At 32.7% G+C, this 17,334-nt stretch carries 21 protein-coding genes; 10 read left to right on the forward strand and 11 right to left on the reverse strand.

The window, feature by feature from the left end; genetic code table 11:
• Positions 1 to 5: 5 nt before the first annotated feature.
• The 4 genes from D3P13_RS10265 to D3P13_RS10280 form a co-directional block, all read right to left on the reverse strand.
• Positions 6 to 218, reverse strand: a complete 213-nt coding sequence (locus D3P13_RS10265; protein ID WP_117882006.1) for a DUF4266 domain-containing protein — start codon at positions 216 to 218, stop codon at positions 6 to 8.
• On the reverse strand, positions 218 to 1,198 hold the full coding sequence (locus D3P13_RS10270; protein ID WP_117882008.1) for an FAD:protein FMN transferase: 981 nt from the start codon (positions 1,196 to 1,198) through the stop codon (positions 218 to 220). Before D3P13_RS10270 ends, D3P13_RS10265 begins: the two co-directional genes overlap by 1 nt.
• Positions 1,199 to 1,206: 8 nt before the next feature.
• Positions 1,207 to 1,641: a thioredoxin family protein gene (locus D3P13_RS10275; protein ID WP_117882010.1), complete on the reverse strand. Its 435-nt coding sequence runs from the start codon at positions 1,639 to 1,641 to the stop codon at positions 1,207 to 1,209.
• Positions 1,642 to 1,740: 99 nt separating this feature from the next.
• Positions 1,741 to 2,958, reverse strand: coding sequence for a 3-phosphoshikimate 1-carboxyvinyltransferase (locus tag D3P13_RS10280; protein WP_117882012.1), 1,218 nt, complete (start codon positions 2,956 to 2,958; stop codon positions 1,741 to 1,743).
• A gap of 62 nt (positions 2,959 to 3,020) precedes the next feature.
• Here D3P13_RS10280 and D3P13_RS10285 point away from each other — a divergent pair, with 62 nt between their 5' ends.
• Complete coding sequence (locus D3P13_RS10285) at positions 3,021 to 6,179, forward strand: WD40/YVTN/BNR-like repeat-containing protein (protein ID WP_117882014.1); 3,159 nt, start codon at positions 3,021 to 3,023, stop codon at positions 6,177 to 6,179.
• A 39-nt stretch (positions 6,180 to 6,218) separates the two neighbouring features.
• Complete coding sequence (gene deoC, locus D3P13_RS10290; protein ID WP_117882016.1) at positions 6,219 to 6,926, forward strand: deoxyribose-phosphate aldolase; 708 nt, start codon at positions 6,219 to 6,221, stop codon at positions 6,924 to 6,926.
• 64 nt (positions 6,927 to 6,990) lie between these two features.
• Here the strand turns inward: deoC and D3P13_RS10295 are convergent, their stop codons facing one another.
• The 3 genes from D3P13_RS10295 to aat form a co-directional block, all read right to left on the reverse strand.
• A complete protein-coding gene (locus tag D3P13_RS10295) occupies positions 6,991 to 7,239 on the reverse strand; it encodes a hypothetical protein (protein WP_117882018.1) in 249 nt (82 codons plus the stop codon).
• Complete coding sequence (locus tag D3P13_RS10300; protein WP_117882019.1) at positions 7,239 to 7,565, reverse strand: nucleotide pyrophosphohydrolase; 327 nt, start codon at positions 7,563 to 7,565, stop codon at positions 7,239 to 7,241. Before D3P13_RS10300 ends, D3P13_RS10295 begins: the two co-directional genes overlap by 1 nt.
• Positions 7,566 to 7,656: 91 nt before the next feature.
• Complete coding sequence (gene aat / locus D3P13_RS10305; RefSeq protein ID WP_117882021.1) at positions 7,657 to 8,286, reverse strand: leucyl/phenylalanyl-tRNA--protein transferase; 630 nt, start codon at positions 8,284 to 8,286, stop codon at positions 7,657 to 7,659.
• A gap of 154 nt (positions 8,287 to 8,440) precedes the next feature.
• On the opposite strand from aat, the gene D3P13_RS10310 reads away from it, so the two are divergent.
• Positions 8,441 to 8,884, forward strand: coding sequence for a hypothetical protein (locus D3P13_RS10310; protein ID WP_117882023.1), 444 nt, complete (start codon positions 8,441 to 8,443; stop codon positions 8,882 to 8,884).
• 86 nt (positions 8,885 to 8,970) lie between these two features.
• On the opposite strand, the gene D3P13_RS10315 is transcribed toward D3P13_RS10310, so the two are convergent.
• Both D3P13_RS10315 and D3P13_RS10320 read right to left on the reverse strand, forming a co-directional pair.
• A complete protein-coding gene (locus tag D3P13_RS10315) occupies positions 8,971 to 9,345 on the reverse strand; it encodes a DUF3127 domain-containing protein (RefSeq protein ID WP_117882025.1) in 375 nt (124 codons plus the stop codon).
• A gap of 11 nt (positions 9,346 to 9,356) precedes the next feature.
• Positions 9,357 to 10,217, reverse strand: coding sequence for a flavin reductase family protein (locus D3P13_RS10320; RefSeq protein ID WP_117882027.1), 861 nt, complete (start codon positions 10,215 to 10,217; stop codon positions 9,357 to 9,359).
• A 96-nt stretch (positions 10,218 to 10,313) separates the two neighbouring features.
• Between D3P13_RS10320 and D3P13_RS10325 the strand changes: the two genes are divergently transcribed.
• Positions 10,314 to 11,513 (forward strand): sensor histidine kinase, encoded by a 1,200-nt coding sequence (locus tag D3P13_RS10325; protein ID WP_117882029.1) that lies wholly within the window; start codon positions 10,314 to 10,316, stop codon positions 11,511 to 11,513.
• 39 nt (positions 11,514 to 11,552) lie between these two features.
• Here the strand turns inward: D3P13_RS10325 and D3P13_RS10330 are convergent, their stop codons facing one another.
• Both D3P13_RS10330 and greA read right to left on the reverse strand, forming a co-directional pair.
• Complete coding sequence (locus D3P13_RS10330; protein ID WP_117882031.1) at positions 11,553 to 11,942, reverse strand: HIT family protein; 390 nt, start codon at positions 11,940 to 11,942, stop codon at positions 11,553 to 11,555.
• A 2-nt stretch (positions 11,943 to 11,944) separates the two neighbouring features.
• Positions 11,945 to 12,421 carry a transcription elongation factor GreA gene (greA, locus tag D3P13_RS10335; RefSeq protein ID WP_117882033.1) on the reverse strand — a complete coding sequence of 159 codons (477 nt, stop codon included), beginning with the start codon at positions 12,419 to 12,421 and terminating at the stop codon, positions 11,945 to 11,947.
• Between the two features lie 133 nt (positions 12,422 to 12,554).
• On the opposite strand from greA, the gene D3P13_RS10340 reads away from it, so the two are divergent.
• From D3P13_RS10340 to D3P13_RS10365, 6 genes are all read left to right on the forward strand, one after another.
• Positions 12,555 to 12,977, forward strand: a complete 423-nt coding sequence (locus tag D3P13_RS10340) for a hypothetical protein (RefSeq protein ID WP_117882035.1) — start codon at positions 12,555 to 12,557, stop codon at positions 12,975 to 12,977.
• Positions 12,978 to 14,153, forward strand: coding sequence for a 5-(carboxyamino)imidazole ribonucleotide synthase (locus tag D3P13_RS10345; RefSeq protein WP_117882037.1), 1,176 nt, complete (start codon positions 12,978 to 12,980; stop codon positions 14,151 to 14,153).
• A 33-nt stretch (positions 14,154 to 14,186) separates the two neighbouring features.
• A complete protein-coding gene (locus tag D3P13_RS10350) occupies positions 14,187 to 14,984 on the forward strand; it encodes a DUF2797 domain-containing protein (RefSeq protein ID WP_117882039.1) in 798 nt (265 codons plus the stop codon).
• Positions 14,985 to 15,004: 20 nt separating this feature from the next.
• Positions 15,005 to 15,826 carry an AraC family transcriptional regulator gene (locus D3P13_RS10355; RefSeq protein ID WP_117882041.1) on the forward strand — a complete coding sequence of 274 codons (822 nt, stop codon included), beginning with the start codon at positions 15,005 to 15,007 and terminating at the stop codon, positions 15,824 to 15,826.
• A 108-nt stretch (positions 15,827 to 15,934) separates the two neighbouring features.
• Positions 15,935 to 16,477 carry a carboxymuconolactone decarboxylase family protein gene (locus D3P13_RS10360; protein WP_117882043.1) on the forward strand — a complete coding sequence of 181 codons (543 nt, stop codon included), beginning with the start codon at positions 15,935 to 15,937 and terminating at the stop codon, positions 16,475 to 16,477.
• Between the two features lie 16 nt (positions 16,478 to 16,493).
• On the forward strand, positions 16,494 to 16,877 hold the full coding sequence (locus D3P13_RS10365; RefSeq protein ID WP_117882044.1) for a DoxX family protein: 384 nt from the start codon (positions 16,494 to 16,496) through the stop codon (positions 16,875 to 16,877).
• Positions 16,878 to 17,334: the final 457 nt, after the last annotated feature.

Raw genomic sequence — 17,334 nt, forward strand, 5'->3', positions numbered from 1 at the left:
TCAATTTAATTACAACCACAACCTCCACCTGTTTTTCCACCGTTAGCACCAGATGCCGACTCTCTATACAATTGGAAATTGGTTTCAAAACGGTCAATTTTATTAGCTGACAATACCATGTCAGGATCATTTAGGTTGATTTTTTCATATTCTTTTACAGCAACACATGAACTAAAAACCATCATTACCAAGACTAAAAGTGCAATTTTTTTTAACATTATTTATTGATGTTTATATTGTTTGATTTATGAATAATTCCTTTATCATCAATGATAATACATTCTACATTTGGCAATTGATTTATCCTATTTAACCCCACTTCAATACCCATTACAAAAACAGAAGTTGCCAATGCATCGGCTAATTCAGCTTTGGGTGCAAAAACAGTAACGCTAATTATGCCACTTGATGGATAACCAGTACGCGGATCAATAATATGCGAATATCTTTTACCATTTATAGCCACAAACTTTTCATAATTACCTGAAGTAACCACAGCTCCGTTTTTTATAGGTAATAAACCGAACGCATTTTTTTTATTTAACGGGTTTGTTATTGCAACCTTCCAATAATCACCATTAGGTTGTCTACCCCATGTGTTCATATCTCCAGATGCATTGATAATACCACCTTTAACACCTTTGTTTATAAGTAATTGCTTGGCTTTATCAGCAGCATAACCTTTACCGATAGCACCAAAACCAATTTTCATTCCTTTTAATTTTAAATATACTGTTTGCTTATTTTTATCGAGTACAATATTCTGATACCCAACTTTCGCAACTGAAGCTTTGATACTCTCTTCGGAAGGCATTTTAGTCATGAGACCATCAAATTTCCATATATGATCCATAGACGCATAACTAATATCAAAAGCTCCATCAGTTAGTTTAGAAATTGCCAAAGCCCTTTCAATTAAATCAAATAATTCTTTATCAACTTTAACAGGATTAATTCCTGCATTTCTATTTATTTCAGAAGTTTGTGAATTAGCATCCCAAGAGGAAATTAATTGCTCAATACGTTTAATCTCTTTTATAGCGGTGGTAATGTAACTATTCCCTTCAAGGGAATCATTCGCGATGACAGAAATATCAAACCTACTACCCATTAATTTTAAGGTTTGTCGGTAAGCAGTCTGTGCCTCAAGTGTTGAAAACACCAGAAGAAAAATACCTATACAGATATACTTGGGCATGTATTATTTTATATTGAATTAAGGATCTCGATATACTCGGTCACACTCACTTTTTTATAACCAGTTGAACCTAATAATTCACCGTTCTTATCTAAAACAGCTACAAAAGGAAAAAAACCTTGTTTGTTATATTCTTCGGCTAATTTGTTGTTTTTTTCTTGTTGAGATTTACTTAATTTATTCTTCTTTTTTCTAGGAAAATCAGCAAGTAACATTACGTAATGCTCTTTTGCATAGCCTTTGAATTCATCTGAACTCCAAATCTCATTATCTAATTTTATGCATGGGGCACACCAATCTGATCCTTGAAATACTAAAATTATTTTTTGATTTTCAATAGTGGCTATTTTTTTTGCTTCTTGCAAATCTGATTGCCACTCTTGAGCTGTAACCTTGAAAGAAAGGCTAATTACCAGACAAACGAGTAGAATTTTTTTGGTCATAATCAAAGGAATACTATTTTAACGAAATATATTTAAGCAAATTGCTCGTAATTAACCAAATTGCCCTTATTTAACTTTACTTTAACTTTGTATCCATTCTTATTGGATACAGCTTTCAAAATCTTCCCAAAAGCTAACATAAGATTTAGTAACCACATCTGCATCTTCAACCGTAAAAGGAACTTTTAGTGCCAATGGAGCAAATGCCATTGCCATTCTGTGATCATTATATGTTTTTAACGTAACATCTCTATTAAAGGGATTTGCTGAAGGGGTTAGTCGTAAACTTTTATCTGTAATTACAACGGCAGCACCAAACTTACCTAGTTCATTTTGCAGAGCAACTAAACGGTCCGTTTCCTTAATTTTCAGGGTGTGCAATCCTGATAAATCACAACCCATCCCTAAACCAAAACACGTTACTGCAATGGTTTGAGCAATATCTGGAGCTTCCTGCAAGTTTAGCGTTAAAATTTCAGAAGTAGGTGTATTTACCTTGGTTAGTGTTATTGAATTATTTTCAAATTCCGTTAGTACACCCAATTTTTGGTATATAGCAGACAAACAACTATCGCCTTGAAGACTTTCTTTATTGTATGAAGATAACGTCAGGGATTTACCAACTTCACTCAACGCAACTAAACTATAAAAGTAAGATGCAGAACTCCAGTCAGATTCTACTGTAATTGTTTTATCCTTTATGGTTTTTTGTGGTTTTATTACAATGGTATTATCTTCCCAAATCGTAGAAACGCCCAATTGATTCAATAAATCTAACGTCATTTCTAAATAAGGTCTAGAAGTAATTTCTTCTAACAATTCTATTTCGAGTCCGTTTTCTAAACTAGGAGCAATCAATACCAAAGCAGAAATATATTGGCTACTTACATTCCCGTTAATAGCTACTTTTTGCTCTGAAATTTTTTTGCCTTTAATGGCTATTGGCGGATAGCCCTCTTTATCGACATACGCAATATCTGCACCCAACATTTGCAATGCATCAACCAAAATTTTAATAGGCCTATTTTTCATACGTTCAGAACCCGTTAAAACCACTTCTCTACCCTCTTTTACAGCAAAATATGCTGTTAAAAAACGCATGGCAGTTCCAGCATGCCCAATATCTACTAACTTCTTTGTAGCATGCAAGGCATGTGTTAAATGGACAGAATCATCAGAGTCAGATACATTTTCTAATTCTAAATTAGGAAAAAATTGTTGTAAAATCAACAACCTGTTCGATTCACTTTTAGAACCTGAAATTTTAATTGAACAAGTAACTATTTGTTTATCAGTATAATCTAAAAATAAATCCATCTAACTCGTTTCTAATTTAATTTATTATCCTTAATTTTAGCTACTATCAACAAACCTAAACCATGAAAAAAATATTCTTCCTTGCCCTTTGCTTATTATTTGTAACTGCTGACAAAGTTAACGCACAAAAAAGACAAAAAAAACAAAAAACGCAAGAACCTCTCTTTACTGAAAAATATTATGATGCTATGCAATGGCGAAATATAGGTCCATTTCGTGGCGGTAGAAGTGCTGCGGTAACTGGCGTTCCAGGTAAGGCCAACCTTTATTATTTTGGAGCTACAGGTGGCGGTGTTTGGCGTACTACCGATGCCGGTAATACTTGGGAGAACATTTCAGATGGTTTTTTTGGAGGTTCTGTTGGTGCTGTAGCTGTTTCTGAGTGGGATAATAATGTAATCTATGTGGGTATGGGCGAAAAAACTATTCGTGGTAATGTCTCCTCTGGTGATGGCATTTATAAATCTGTCGATGCTGGAAAAACATGGAAACATATGGGGTTAAAAAATTCGAGACACATACCTAGAGTAAGAATTCATCCAAAAAACCCTGATATTGTATATGCTGCTGTTTTGGGAGATTTATATAAGTCTTCCGAAGAACGTGGTGTTTATAAATCTACCGATGGTGGTGAAAATTGGAAAAAAGTTCTTTTTGCCAATGCCGACGCTGGAGCAATAGATTTAATACTTGACCCTAACAATCCCCGTATCATTTATGCTTCTACTTGGAATGCCAGACGAACACCTTACAGCTTGTCTAGTGGAGGTGAAGGTTCTGCGTTGTATAAAAGTACAGACGAAGGAGAAACGTGGATCAACATCAGTGCAAATGAAGGATTACCAAAAGGGATATGGGGTATTAGTGGTGTAACAGTTTCTCCTGTAAATTCTGATATTGTTTGGGCGTTAATAGAAAACAAAGATGGAGGTGTTTATAAATCTACAGATGCTGGTAAAACATGGAAACTTATAAATAAAGAGCGAAAATTACGTCAACGTGCGTGGTATTATACGCGGATATATGCTGACACTCAAGATGAAAACGGATTATATGTCTTAAATGTAAGCTATCATCAATCTAAAGATGGTGGTAAAACGTATAAAACCTATGGAGCTCCACACGGAGATCATCATGACTTATGGATGGATCCGAATGACAATCAACGTATGATTATTGGTGATGACGGTGGGGCACAAATTAGTTTTGATGCTGGCGAAAATTGGTCTACATATCACAATCAGCCTACGTCACAATTTTATAGAGTGGTTACAGATAATCACTTTCCGTATAGAATTTATGGTGCTCAACAAGATAATTCGACTGTACGTATTTCGCACAGAACCGACGGCAGATATATTACAGAAAGTGATTGGGAAAGTACAGCAGGTGGTGAAAGTGCTCATATCGCTGTTGATCCAACTAATGACGACATTGTTTATGGTGGAAGTTATGGTGCTTTTTTAACGAGAATTAACCATAAAACGAACGAACGAAGAGCTGTAAATGTTTGGCCAGACGACCCTATGGGACATGGTGCCGAAGATTTTAAATATCGTTTCCAATGGAATTTCCCAGTGTTGTTTTCTCCTAATAATCCTAAAAAATTATATGCAGCCTCAAATCACTTACATGCCACCACAAACGAAGGTCAATCATGGGAAATTATAAGTCCTGATTTAACCAGAAATGATCCTAAAACATTAGGCCCATCAGGTGGACCCATCACCAAAGACAATACAAGTGTAGAATATTATGCAACTATATTTGCCGTTGCAGAATCTCCAATAGAAAATGGATTGATTTGGACGGGGTCTGATGACGGATTGGTACATGTTACCAAAGACGGTGGAGTAACTTGGAACAATGTTACGCCTAAGATTATGCCCGAATGGATGATGATAAACTGTATAGAAATTGACCCATTTAATAAGGGTGGTGCTTACATCGTAGGTACAAAATATAAAACTGGAGATTACAGCCCTTATATCTATAAAACTACTGATTATGGGGTGACTTGGACAAAATTAACCAACGGAATTGGAAATGAATCTTTTACTAGAGCTTTACGTGCCGATCCTAAAAGAAAAGGATTGTTATATGCTGGTACCGAACGCGGAATGTATATCAGTTTTGATGATGGTAATAATTGGACTCAATTTCAATTGAATTTACCTATTGTTCCGATAACAGATTTAACCATTAAAAATGACAATTTAATTGCTGCTACACAAGGTCGTTCTTTTTGGATTATTGATGATTTAACACCGCTGCATCAATTAGATAAAAATATAATATCAAAAGATTTCTATCTATACAAACCAATGGACAGCTATAAAATGGGCGGCGGTAGAGGATCCAAATCTAAAACCAATGGGCAAAACCATTATGGAGGTGTCGCTATCAATTTTTATGTAAAAGATACAGCGAAAGCAGATACCATTTCCTTATCATTCTTGGACAACAACAAACAATTGATAAAAAAATACAGTACACACCCAGACAAAGAGAAAAAGGAAGAAACCTTAAAAGTTAACCCTGGTAACAACATCTTCAATTGGAATATGATGTATGCTGGTGCTGAAAAAGTAGACGGTATGATTTTATGGTGGGCATCTCTAAATGGACCACAAGCAATACCAGGAAATTACAATGTAGTATTGTCAAAAAATAATAAGACTGAAACCAAAGATTTTACAATTTTAAAAGATCCTAGAAGCGAATCTACTCAAGAAGATTTACAAGCTCAATTCGATTTTATTATTGAAGTCCGCGATAAATTGACTGAAATACATAAAGCCTTAAAAAATGTTAAGAAGGTAAAAGATCAGATTACTGTATTAAAAAAGTCAATTACTGATAAGGATAAGCATAAAGTACTTCTAGATTTTGCAAACAAAATTTCGAAAGAAGTAACAGTTATTGAAAATAATCTTTATCAAACAAAAAGCAAAAGCAATCAAGACCCTTTAAATTTTCCAATAAAGCTTAATAATAAGTTAGGACACTTAAACGCATTAACTTCTATGGGAAGTTACCGACCAACAGACCAAGAAGTTCAATTTAAAAAGGAAATTACAATAGCCATTGATAAGGAGTTAAACGCATTATATCAAATCTTTAAAAACGATGTATCTGAACTCAACAAAAAGGTGAAAACGAGCGAAATTGATTTAATTCAGCTTGCCTCACCTCAACCATCCACAGAAACAAGAGAATAAAACTTAACAAATACATATATCAATTAAACTAGTACAAAAATGATTAGCGTAACAAAATTAGAAATTGCCAAAATGATTGATCACTCTCTTTTACACCCCTCCATGGATGATAAAATACTAATGGAGGGATGTGAAATTGCAAAAAAATATAATGTAGCTTCAGTTTGTATAAAGCCCTATGCTGTAAAAATGGCAACTGAAATTTTAAAAGGAACAGACGTAATGGTGGGAACCGTAATTGGTTTTCCTCATGGTAGTAATACTGTAAATGTAAAAGTATTTGAAACTGCAGAAGCAATCAAAGATGGAGCTGTAGAAATTGATATGGTTGTTAATATTGGCAAAGTATTGAGCGAAGACTGGACATATATAGAGAATGAAATAAAACAAATTCACACTACTTGCAAAAAAGGAAATGCTGCTTTAAAAGTAATTTTTGAAAATGACTTTTTACCAGAAGACCTTCATAAAATAAAGCTTTGTGAACTATGTAGTAAACTTAAAGTTGATTTTGTAAAAACTTCAACAGGTTATGGTATGGTAAAACAACCTGATGGTAGTTATAATTACAAAGGAGCAACAGAGCATGATTTAAAATTAATGCGTAGACATACAGATACTTCAATTGAAGTAAAAGCAGCAGGAGGTGTGCGTACTTTAGAAGACACTATAAAGGTTAAATCATGGGGCGTTACAAGAATAGGTGCTACAGCAACAGAAGCTATTATTTCTGCAGTAAACGAATAAAAAATCAGCATTACTGATTCTCAGCGTATTTATTAATAGTCGGCTGTTAAAATATTATATCTAACTATTTAATATTTCTACTGGTAATCCACACGCCATATAAAACACTTACAAAAGATTTTGTTAAAAAGAAATCCTTCCATTTGCCTTGGTTAAAATTTTGTTCCATAACCGTAGCTATGTCAGCATTAATGATTGCTGAAAAGCTATTAAACAACAATGATATAATTACCAAAACAATAAAGAAAGGAATTATTATCATTAACGCCCTTTTCCAAAAAAAAGCGGTTTTTATTTTTTCTAAGAATGTCATTATTTTAATTTTTTATTATTGTGGTGACGGTCATGGTCACGTTTTGTTTTAAAATCTAATTTTTTATCAAAAGAGGCTTGTAAATCAATACCTGTTTGGTTGGCCAAACATAATACCACAAACAAAACATCTGCCAGTTCTTCACCTAAATCCTTATTCTTATCTGATTCTTTTTCACTTTGCTCTCCATAACGCCTAGCAATAATACGAGCAACTTCACCAACCTCTTCAGTTAATTGGGCCATATTGGTAAGCTCATTAAAATAACGAACCCCATGTTCTTTTATCCAATTATCAACTTCTAGTTGTGCGTTTTGTATATCCATGACTTTTAATTCGAGATTGAAGATTCAAAATTAAACAATTTCTAGATGAATCTTCATTATTCTTAGAGCTTCTATACATATGCAATAAACATTATAAATACTTTAAAAATTCGTGTCTTGGTATTTCTCTCGCTCCTAAACTAGCTAAATGATCGTTATAGACTTGACAATCTATTAATTTATAATTTTCTCTTTTTAGCTTTTGAACCAAACGTATAAATGCAACTTTAGATGCGTTAGAAACAGTACTAAACATACTTTCACCACAAAAAACGTTAACCAAGTCTATACCGTAAAGTCCACCAACTAATTCGTCATCTAACCAAACTTCAACCGATTTTGCGTGCCCTAATTCATGAAGTTTATTATAAGCCTGTTCCATTTCATCTGTTATCCATGTTCCACCCTGCCCTTCTCTATAAATGGTTTTACAAGAACGAATTACTTCCTTAAAATTTTGATTAAAAGTAACTTTGAAACGATCCTTTTTTAGAATTTGTTTCATACTTTTTGATATTTTCAATTCATTAGGAAATAAGACCATTCTTTCAACTGGACTATACCAAACCACTGGTTCTCCTTTATTGAACCAAGGAAAAATCCCACTATTATAAGCAAGCAATAATCGTTTTGGAGACAAATCGCCACCAAAAGCTAACACACCTTCACTTGAAGCGGTTTCAACGGGCGGAAACCATAATTTATCTGATAATAAAATCATTAATGAGTTTTATATTTTTTTTTAAAAATATAACAAAATCTAGATTAAAAATAAATATAGTTAAGAATATAAATTATAATACTTCAAGTATACCTATTGGCTAAATTTTAAGTTATCTTAGCTAGAGAAAAGTATATTTAAAAATGGTAACATAATGGCAAAAATACAATCTGTAGAATTATTATCAATACCCGAAGTTATTAATGCTGGAGACGACATTAGCGACTTAACTGTTATTTTAGATATTGAATTTCATGATTTAGATATTAAACTACAAATGGAATACTGTTTACATATTTTCATTTATGATATTCATGGCAAAGTAGATTCACCATTGGTTATTCCCAACTGGGATGAAAGTACTGTAATTTCGATCTCATCAGATAGAAAAGACGATTTTTTAGGTTCAGCCTCTAAAGTTATAGTTGCTGAAAACAAAAATGAAACTATGGAAATACCCTTGACCTTAAAATTGGGGAGATTTGAGCAAAGAAACACCTATAATTCAAGAAAGCTAGAAGTATTTGCCACCATTGCACCTGCAATTGGAAGAGCTTCAAAATGGTCAGCTCCTTTTGAGTCACGCATTGTTTTTTAAAATAAGAAAAGCCTTTTAGTAAAATACTAAAAGGCTTTTCTTTAATAAAGTTGTAATGTCTTTACTATTAAAGAATCAATAACTCCTTAAAACGGTAAATCATCTGGCTCATCACTAGACACATTATCTGCGGGTTGAAAAGAATCAACAGCTTCAACTGGAGGAACTGCATTTGGAGCTCCTGCTTGTGCTTTTTCTATTCTCCATCCTACAATAGAGTTAAAATATTTCGCTTCTCCTTCTGGGTTAATCCACTCTCTACCTCGTAAATTGATATTTACTTTTACATCATCACCTTCATTATAAGCATCTAATAAACTGGTCTTATCTTGAACGAATTCAATCATTATCATCTGAGGATATTGCTCATCTGTTGTAACAACCATTTCACGTTTTCTGAAACCGCTAGATCCGAAAGTTTTTGTTTCGTCAATTTTTTTAATTTTTCCTGTAACCTCCATTTTTTTCGTAATTATTTAATTAAAAGTACTTTCCAAGCACTAAACACATCGTTTTTTTCTAAAAATTCTTGTGCAAATTTATGTTTTTCTTCTGTTTCTAAACCTATATAATTTGGATTATCGGCGACAAAGTTATCAACATCGTGTTGATTAGGTATGGATTCTACATTACCCAACATTCCCAAATTATTCCCTGTCAGGATGTTACTTTTTTTAATCTCATCAGGAATTTGATCTACCCCAATTCCTAAATTCTGTAACGGTTTGGGTATTTCAAAAAAACCATCTTTGGCTCTAGAATAATAACTCCCTCCTGCCCGAGCGATTAAATCAAGTTTTTCTTGATCAATCGCACCATCTTCATCCAAAACATTTTTGTCAATGTGTATTTTTAAAACTTCACAAATTATTAAGTTACCAGCTCCACCTTCAGAACCAAGCTCCACTATTTCATTCACCTTACATTCAAATTGCACCGGTGACTCTGCAACTCTAAATGGCTTAATTTCTTCGGATGGTAGCATTGTAAATCCCGCCTTTTCAAATTCATTTACTCCTTTTGCATATTCCGTACTTGACAAAGACATTTGCTGAGCAATAGCATAATTTACCACATTAATAACCACTTCTTTTACCTCTTTTAAATTCTCATACGTATGTTTGGTTGTATTGTCTCTTCCCCGTCGTGCAGGTGAAAAAATAAGTATTGGCGGATTAGCACTAAATACATTAAAAAAACTAAAAGGAGCCAAATTCGGATGGCCATCAGCATCAATGGTACTCGCAAAAGCTATGGGTCTAGGTGCAACCGCACTTAACAAGTATGCATGCAATTTAGCTGTTGGTATATTATTTACGTTTATAGTTATCATCATATTGTTAATAAAAAAACAAAAATACTCAATTAACAAACATAATAACAGTTAAATTTTTGAGTTATATCGACAGATAATTTTATCTTTGTTATAATGAATCTCCCCTTCAGTAAGAATATCATTCGATGGATATTAATAATAGCAGCCTTTTTATTGGTTGCTCTTATTTTATGGAACACTAATACTTTCTTCAAAAACTTTAAGCAAGAAGAGCGTAACAAGATGGAAATTTTGGCAATGGCTCTTGAGAAATTGAATGCAATGGATCTAGAGGATTTGGATGCAGATTTCTCTTTGGAAAATGAAATTATCCAAAGCAATAAGAACATTCCAATGATCTTTACCACAGAAGATAATCTGATAAAAGGTTGGGCAAATTTAAAGGTAGAAGATAAAAATACTTCATATAACGACTTACCAGATAAAGACAGAATGTACCTTGCCGATCAGCTGGCAACAATGAAACAAGAGAACAATCAATTGATTGTACCTAGAATTTCTAATGAAGGTCCAGCAATTGATTATATTTATTATAGAAACTCTGACCTTTTATACAAATTAAGATATTACCCATTAGCTTTATTACTTATTTTATGTCTTTTTGGCATTGTTATTTATTTAGTATTTAAGTCATCCAAAGTAGCTGAACAAAATAAACTTTGGGCGGGTATGGCTAAAGAAACAGCACATCAAATAGGCACGCCACTTTCTTCCTTATTAGGATGGGTAGAAATTCTAAGAATGGACAACACCGATGAAACAACGGTAACGGAAATTGAAAAGGATATTGAACGCCTAAACACTATTGCCAACAGATTTTCTAAAATTGGATCTATCCCTAAATTAACACGACACAACATCGTTTTAGAAACAAAAAAATCTTTTGACTACTATTCTTCAAGAAGCTCAAAACTGATTGATTATCATTTTGATACTGATGAAGATGAGAAAATTTATGCTATGATTAATCAGCAATTATTTTCATGGGTAATAGAAAATTTAGTGAAAAACGCTATTGATGCCATGCAAGGGAAAGGCACCTTGAGAATTAGAGTATTTTCGAAAGATGGTAAATATGTTCATGTTCAAGTAAGTGATACTGGTAAAGGAATACCAAAGAATATTTACCGTAAAATATTTGAACCGGGCTTCACTACAAAAAGACGTGGTTGGGGCTTAGGATTATCGCTCACCAAAAGAATTATGGAAGATTACCACGATGGTAGAATAATTGTGGAAAGGTCAGAAATTGGTGTGGGAACTACTATGACTGTGATGCTAAAAGAATTATAAACAATCCATTGTTTACTACAAGTGACAGGACTAAAAAAATTAGTATAATTCTTGTCTTATTTTAGCGGCCACTTCTTCAAATTCTTCTTTACTTAATCTCACTTTATGCTGAAAAGTAGCATCTTTCATCTCATTCAAAGGAATCAAATGAACATGTGCGTGCGGCACTTCCAATCCAACTACAGTCATACCCACCCTTTTACAAGGAATTGCTTTTTCAATGGCAATAGCAATCTTTCTAGAAAATTGCATTAGTTTTCCATAAGTATCTTCATCTAAATCGAAGATTTTATCCACTACCTTTTTAGGCACAACTAATGTATGCCCTTTCGTATTCGGGTTAATGTCCAAAAACGCAAAATACTCTTCATTTTCAGCTACCTTATAACTTGGTATTTCACCGGCTATTATTTTCGAAAATATTGACATTTTTAAGACCTTGTAATTTCTAAAATTTCAAATTTCATAATACCATTAGGCACATTTACCTCAGCTATTTCACCAACCTTTTTACCTAACAATCCCTTACCTATAGGTGAATCTACAGATATTTTTCCTGATTTAAAATCAGCTTCAGAATTAGCAACCAATGTATAGCTAACTACCGTATTATTGGCAGTATTTTTTATTTTTACAGTAGACAATGCAAGCACCTTTGATGTATCTAATTGTGATTCATCAATCAATCGTGCAGACGCAACTACATTTTTTAATTGGGCAATTTTAAATTCTAACAACGACTGTTCTTCTTTTGCGGCATGATACTCCGCATTCTCACTTAAATCGCCTTTATCTCTAGCATCAGAAATATCATTAGTAACTCTTGGTCTTTCAACGCTTTCTAATTGATCTAGCTCTTCTCTTAATTTTTTTAATCCTTCTGCGGTGTAATAAGAAACTTTACTCATAACTTTATCATTTTTAATAAAATACAAAAATCCCAGCCCTATATAACGGAGTTGAGATTCAACTACAAAGATACAAAATATTTATTATTTCAACATAGGATGCCTTATATTTGTATCCAATTATGTAAATCATATGAAAAATATAGTTGTTGCTTTTTTTTTAATATTCACATTAACAAACTGCACAGACTCTGGAGTTGAGAATAATCCTTATTTAGGAGACATAGCTGTTTACCATACCGTTTATTTAAATAATTCTACTAGTATTAACCTTCAATTTGTAGGTGGATATATAGTTGAGCCCGGTGGATATAAAGGCATTGTGGTTTATCGTGGCACAAGTGATTTATATTATGCTTTCGATTTGGCCTGTCCAAATTCACCTCTGGGTGATTGTTCAAAAATGACGGTGGATGGATTAAATATGATCTGCTCTTGTGATGATTCTAAATATGCTTTGGCTTTGGGAGGTGCTCCGCAAAGTGGTACTAGATACGGAGCCAAGGAGTACAGAGTTGTGAATAATGGTCAAACTTTATTAATTACAAATTTCTAAATGGTAAATTATTTTTCTTCAGATTTTAAATTAGGCATACTCGGTGGTGGACAGTTGGGTAAAATGCTATTAACCGAAACACAAAAATTTGATATTTACACCTGTGTTTTAGATGCTGCTAAAGATGCACCATGTGCAAATATTTGCGATGAATTTCATATTGGTAGTCTGCTTGACTTTGACACTGTTTATAATTTCGGAAAACAAGTAAACACCTTAACTATTGAAATTGAAAATGTAAATGTTGATGCTTTAGAAAAACTAGAACACGAGGGCATTAATGTTTACCCGAGTTCTAAAACAATTAGAATTATACAGAACAAAGCAAAACAAAAATTATTTTATGTAGATCATGACATTCCAACTGCTGAATTTTCACGTTTTGCTTATTCGGATGAAATAAAGACCGCTATAAATCATGAATCTATTCATTTTCCTTTTGTTTGGAAAAGTGCTCAATTTGGTTATGATGGCACAGGTGTAAAAATTGTAAGAACACAAGCCGATTTAGATACGCTTCCAAATGTGGAATGCATTACAGAAAAACTGATTCCTTTTAAAAATGAATTGGCGGTTATTGTGTCTAGAAATGTTAATGGCGACTTAAAAACATATCCTGTTGTAGAAATGGAATTTCACCCAGAAGCTAATCAAGTGGAATATGTAATTTGTCCAGCTCGTATTACTGAAGAAGTTGCAATTAAAGCAGAACGCATTGCTTTACAAGTTGCAGAAGCTTTTAAACATGTTGGCTTATTAGCCGTTGAATTATTTTTGACTGAAAATGATGCAATTCTTGTAAACGAAGTTGCTCCTAGACCTCACAACAGCGGACATTATAGTATCGAAGCTTCATACACCAGTCAATTTGAACAACACATTAGAGCCATTTTAAACTTGCCGTTAGGTGATACTTCAAGCAAGGTTGGAGGTGTAATGGTCAATTTAGTTGGTGATGAAAATTATACAGGAAATGTGGTGTACGAAAACATGGAATCCATTTTAAAAATGGATGGTGTAACTCCTCATATTTATGGTAAAAAAGTAACAAAGCCCTTCAGAAAAATGGGACACGTCACTATAGTGCATAAAGACATCAATGAAGCCAGAAAAGTTGCGGAAACAGTTAAAAATACCATTCGAGTAATTAGCTCTAAAGAAACAAATAACAGCTAAATCTTAAATCTTTAAAGTAAATAAATTGAACTTATGGAATACCAAGGTGTTTTACGAAAAATGATGACTGAATTAGGATCACCTGTTCAATACTATTTGCAATTAGAAAATGATTTTTTAAATGTCAATCAACTACTTAATAAAACATTAGAAATTTCTTTTGTTAAGTACGAATGTTTGAATTGTCATTTAGATAAACCTATCTTCAGACAGGGCTTTTGTAAAAGTTGCTTTTTTGAAGTGCCACAAGCTGCAGATTGGATTATGAGGCCAGAATTAAGCACGGCACATTTAGGCAAAGAAGATCGCGATTTAGAATATGAAAAAAAGGCACAACTACAACCTCATATTGTTTATTTAGCAAATTCAAGTAACGTAAAGGTTGGTGTTACCAGAAAAAGTCAAATACCCACACGATGGATTGACCAAGGTGCTCATGAGGCCATAGAAATTGTAGAAGTACCAAATAGATATTTGGCAGGAATTACAGAAATAGCTTTGAAAGAATATGTTTCTGACAAAACCAATTGGCGTAAAATGTTAACTAATGACATAACAGATGTAGACTTGCTTAAAGAAAAAGAAAAACTAGCAGTTTACATTCCTGATGAAGCCAAGCCTTATTATTTAGAAAACCATAGTACAGAAACAAATATTGAATTTCCGGTATTACAATATCCAACAAAAGTAAAAAGTCTTAACCTTAGTAAAACTCCCAATTTTTCAGGTGTTTTAAAAGGAATAAAAGGGCAATATGTTATTTTTGAAGACAATACCGTCTTTAATATTAGAAGTAGTGAAGGATATTATATACGTCTAAATTTAGGCTAAAACTCACAGAGACATTGCCTATGAAATATTTGAATCAGAATGGAGCATTTATTGAACTACATGAAATTACTTCAGACAACTGCAATGTATTAAAAAGCTCGAAGAATAGTGAATTATCACTATTGTGGTTTAATTCTGACAACAATATTCTTATTATAGATGCTGTTACATATTCGTTTAATAAAAATGATATAATTAGTCTCACAGAATTTCATAAAATTGAAGTTGTTAAGATTAACACATTAAAACTTATACGCTGGAATAGATCTTTTTATTGTATTGTAGATCACGATAGCGAAGTAGGCTGCAAAGGGATTTTGTATTACGGAGCCTCTAACCTACCCATAATAAAACCTAATAATGAAAATATTGAAATATTACAAACGGTTTTAAAAATGTTACAACTAGAGTTTAACTCTAAAGACAATTTGCAACTCGAAATGTTGCAAATGATGGTTAAACGAATGCTTATATTATGTACAAGAATATATAAGTTACAAAGTAATTATTTTCAAAAAGAAACGAGTAGCATTGATATTATAAGAGAATATAATTACTTAGTTGAAACTCATTTTAAGAAAAAGCACTCCGTTTCCATGTATGCAGAAATGTTAAATAAGTCTCCAAAAACATTAGCAAACCTATTTAAGCAAGCAGGTAACAAAACGCCATTATATTATATAAAGCATAGAATAATGCTAGAAGCAAGACGCCTCTTAAACTACACAGATAAAACCATTTCAGAAATAGGTTATGAACTGGGCTTTACAGATGTTCAGGTTTTTAGTCGCTTTTTTAAAAATATTGAACACCTTTCACCTTCTGAATTTAGAAATAAATAGCAAATAGGAATAATTGCCAACACACTAGGAATTATAGATAACTAAATGCCCTAAGCCTTGCCATACATTTGTACTGTTAAAATAATATAAATATTAAAACAGTATAAAATGGAAACAACAACAAAATTTACAGTACCAACAAGAGAAGAAGTATCTTCAAACAACCAAGCAATTTTTGATACCCTTAAAAGCACTTTAGGTTTTGTCCCTAATTTATACGCTTATTATGCAAAAAATGAAACCGCATTACCTGATTATCTTGCTTTTCAAAATAGAAAATCTACTCTAAAAGCAAAAGAACGTGAAGTTATTAATTTAGTTGTGAGTCAATATAACGGATGTCGTTATTGTCAATCTGCTCACACAGCACTGGGTAAAATGAATGGTTTTAATGATACTCAAATTTTAGAGCTACGAAAAGGAACTGCGTCTTTCGATGAAAAATTAAATGCATTGGCGGAATTCACCTTAGCCGCAGCATCAAATAAAGGTAATGTATCTGAAGAAGTTAAAAACAATTTCTTTAATGCGGGTTATACAGAGGCTAACATGATTGATGCCGTTATTATTATTGGAGATAAAACAATTAGTAACTATATACATAACTTGGCGGGATTCGAAATTGACTTCCCAATAGCCGCAGAACTATAACTAATTAAAAAAGAACATGAACATAGGTAATTTAGTAATTAGAATAGGTATTGCCCTTTTATTTATTTGGGGTGGATTAGAAAAATTTTTTGAAGGTGTTCTTGGAGGTGTTGGCTTACAAAATATGGCTAACTTTCTAAAAGGAAGTGGTCTTGCTTTTTTAGGAGATACAGGAACCTATGCGTTAGGAACATTATTAGCAGCTCTCGAACTAATTGCAGGTATTTTAGTATTATTAAATAAACAGCTATTGTATGCTTATGCTTTCTTGGCTTTTATAATGCTAATGGCCTTAGTTTTGGTGCATATACCTTCAGGAAACTGGATGAATATAATGATTCATATGATGCTTATTACTACGTTAGCTGGCTTAGCTATAAATGAAAAAGAGAATTCTTAAATTGGATTATATTTATAAAAAGAAAACTTGTACCACTCTTTATGTAAGAGTTGTGCAAGTTTTTTTTATGTTTTGACAATTACAAAAAGATGTAATTAATAATTTCTTTTTAATAAAAATTCTCAGACTGTAAACAACTTTCCAATAAAGTAAAAAACTTCTAACCTATTAACCTTAGTCAAATTTTAAAGTTCGTTAACTAAATTCATCCTAAAATTGGCTTTTCATAGCAATTTTCCCGTTTTAACTTTAAATAGTCCCTATCTTCACAGCAACTACTTTCATAGCAAATAGAAAGTTTTGTTTACATTGTCTAAGAATTTTCCTTTCAACTATTTTTCTGTTACAAATTTGAGCTTTTAGTAAAAAGCAAGCAAGAGGCAAAACCCTAAAATTATAGGGGATTTTCCCCTAAACTAAAAAGGGGAAAAATCCCCTTTTTAAGCAAACGTATTTA

It is taken from the genome of Aureibaculum luteum (assembly GCF_003449015.1).
Lineage (GTDB): Bacteria > Bacteroidota > Bacteroidia > Flavobacteriales > Flavobacteriaceae > Aureibaculum > Aureibaculum luteum.

Excerpts from the sequence above, each read along its gene's own strand:
- D3P13_RS10265 (WP_117882006.1), bottom strand. The coding sequence starts at position 218 with ATGTTAAAAAAAATTGCACTTTTAGTCTTGGTAATGATGGTTTTTAGT.
- D3P13_RS10270 (WP_117882008.1), bottom strand. The coding sequence starts at position 1,198 with ATGCCCAAGTATATCTGTATAGGTATTTTTCTTCTGGTGTTTTCAACA.
- D3P13_RS10275 (WP_117882010.1), bottom strand. The coding sequence starts at position 1,641 with ATGACCAAAAAAATTCTACTCGTTTGTCTGGTAATTAGCCTTTCTTTC.
- D3P13_RS10280 (WP_117882012.1), bottom strand. The coding sequence starts at position 2,958 with ATGGATTTATTTTTAGATTATACTGATAAACAAATAGTTACTTGTTCA.
- D3P13_RS10285 (WP_117882014.1), top strand. The coding sequence starts at position 3,021 with ATGAAAAAAATATTCTTCCTTGCCCTTTGCTTATTATTTGTAACTGCT.
- deoC (WP_117882016.1), top strand. The coding sequence starts at position 6,219 with ATGATTAGCGTAACAAAATTAGAAATTGCCAAAATGATTGATCACTCT.
- D3P13_RS10295 (WP_117882018.1), bottom strand. The coding sequence starts at position 7,239 with ATGACATTCTTAGAAAAAATAAAAACCGCTTTTTTTTGGAAAAGGGCG.
- D3P13_RS10300 (WP_117882019.1), bottom strand. The coding sequence starts at position 7,565 with ATGGATATACAAAACGCACAACTAGAAGTTGATAATTGGATAAAAGAA.
- aat (WP_117882021.1), bottom strand. The coding sequence starts at position 8,286 with ATGATTTTATTATCAGATAAATTATGGTTTCCGCCCGTTGAAACCGCT.
- D3P13_RS10310 (WP_117882023.1), top strand. The coding sequence starts at position 8,441 with ATGGCAAAAATACAATCTGTAGAATTATTATCAATACCCGAAGTTATT.
- D3P13_RS10315 (WP_117882025.1), bottom strand. The coding sequence starts at position 9,345 with ATGGAGGTTACAGGAAAAATTAAAAAAATTGACGAAACAAAAACTTTC.
- D3P13_RS10320 (WP_117882027.1), bottom strand. The coding sequence starts at position 10,217 with ATGATAACTATAAACGTAAATAATATACCAACAGCTAAATTGCATGCA.
- D3P13_RS10325 (WP_117882029.1), top strand. The coding sequence starts at position 10,314 with ATGAATCTCCCCTTCAGTAAGAATATCATTCGATGGATATTAATAATA.
- D3P13_RS10330 (WP_117882031.1), bottom strand. The coding sequence starts at position 11,942 with ATGTCAATATTTTCGAAAATAATAGCCGGTGAAATACCAAGTTATAAG.
- greA (WP_117882033.1), bottom strand. The coding sequence starts at position 12,421 with ATGAGTAAAGTTTCTTATTACACCGCAGAAGGATTAAAAAAATTAAGA.
- D3P13_RS10340 (WP_117882035.1), top strand. The coding sequence starts at position 12,555 with ATGAAAAATATAGTTGTTGCTTTTTTTTTAATATTCACATTAACAAAC.
- D3P13_RS10345 (WP_117882037.1), top strand. The coding sequence starts at position 12,978 with ATGGTAAATTATTTTTCTTCAGATTTTAAATTAGGCATACTCGGTGGT.
- D3P13_RS10350 (WP_117882039.1), top strand. The coding sequence starts at position 14,187 with ATGGAATACCAAGGTGTTTTACGAAAAATGATGACTGAATTAGGATCA.
- D3P13_RS10355 (WP_117882041.1), top strand. The coding sequence starts at position 15,005 with ATGAAATATTTGAATCAGAATGGAGCATTTATTGAACTACATGAAATT.
- D3P13_RS10360 (WP_117882043.1), top strand. The coding sequence starts at position 15,935 with ATGGAAACAACAACAAAATTTACAGTACCAACAAGAGAAGAAGTATCT.
- D3P13_RS10365 (WP_117882044.1), top strand. The coding sequence starts at position 16,494 with ATGAACATAGGTAATTTAGTAATTAGAATAGGTATTGCCCTTTTATTT.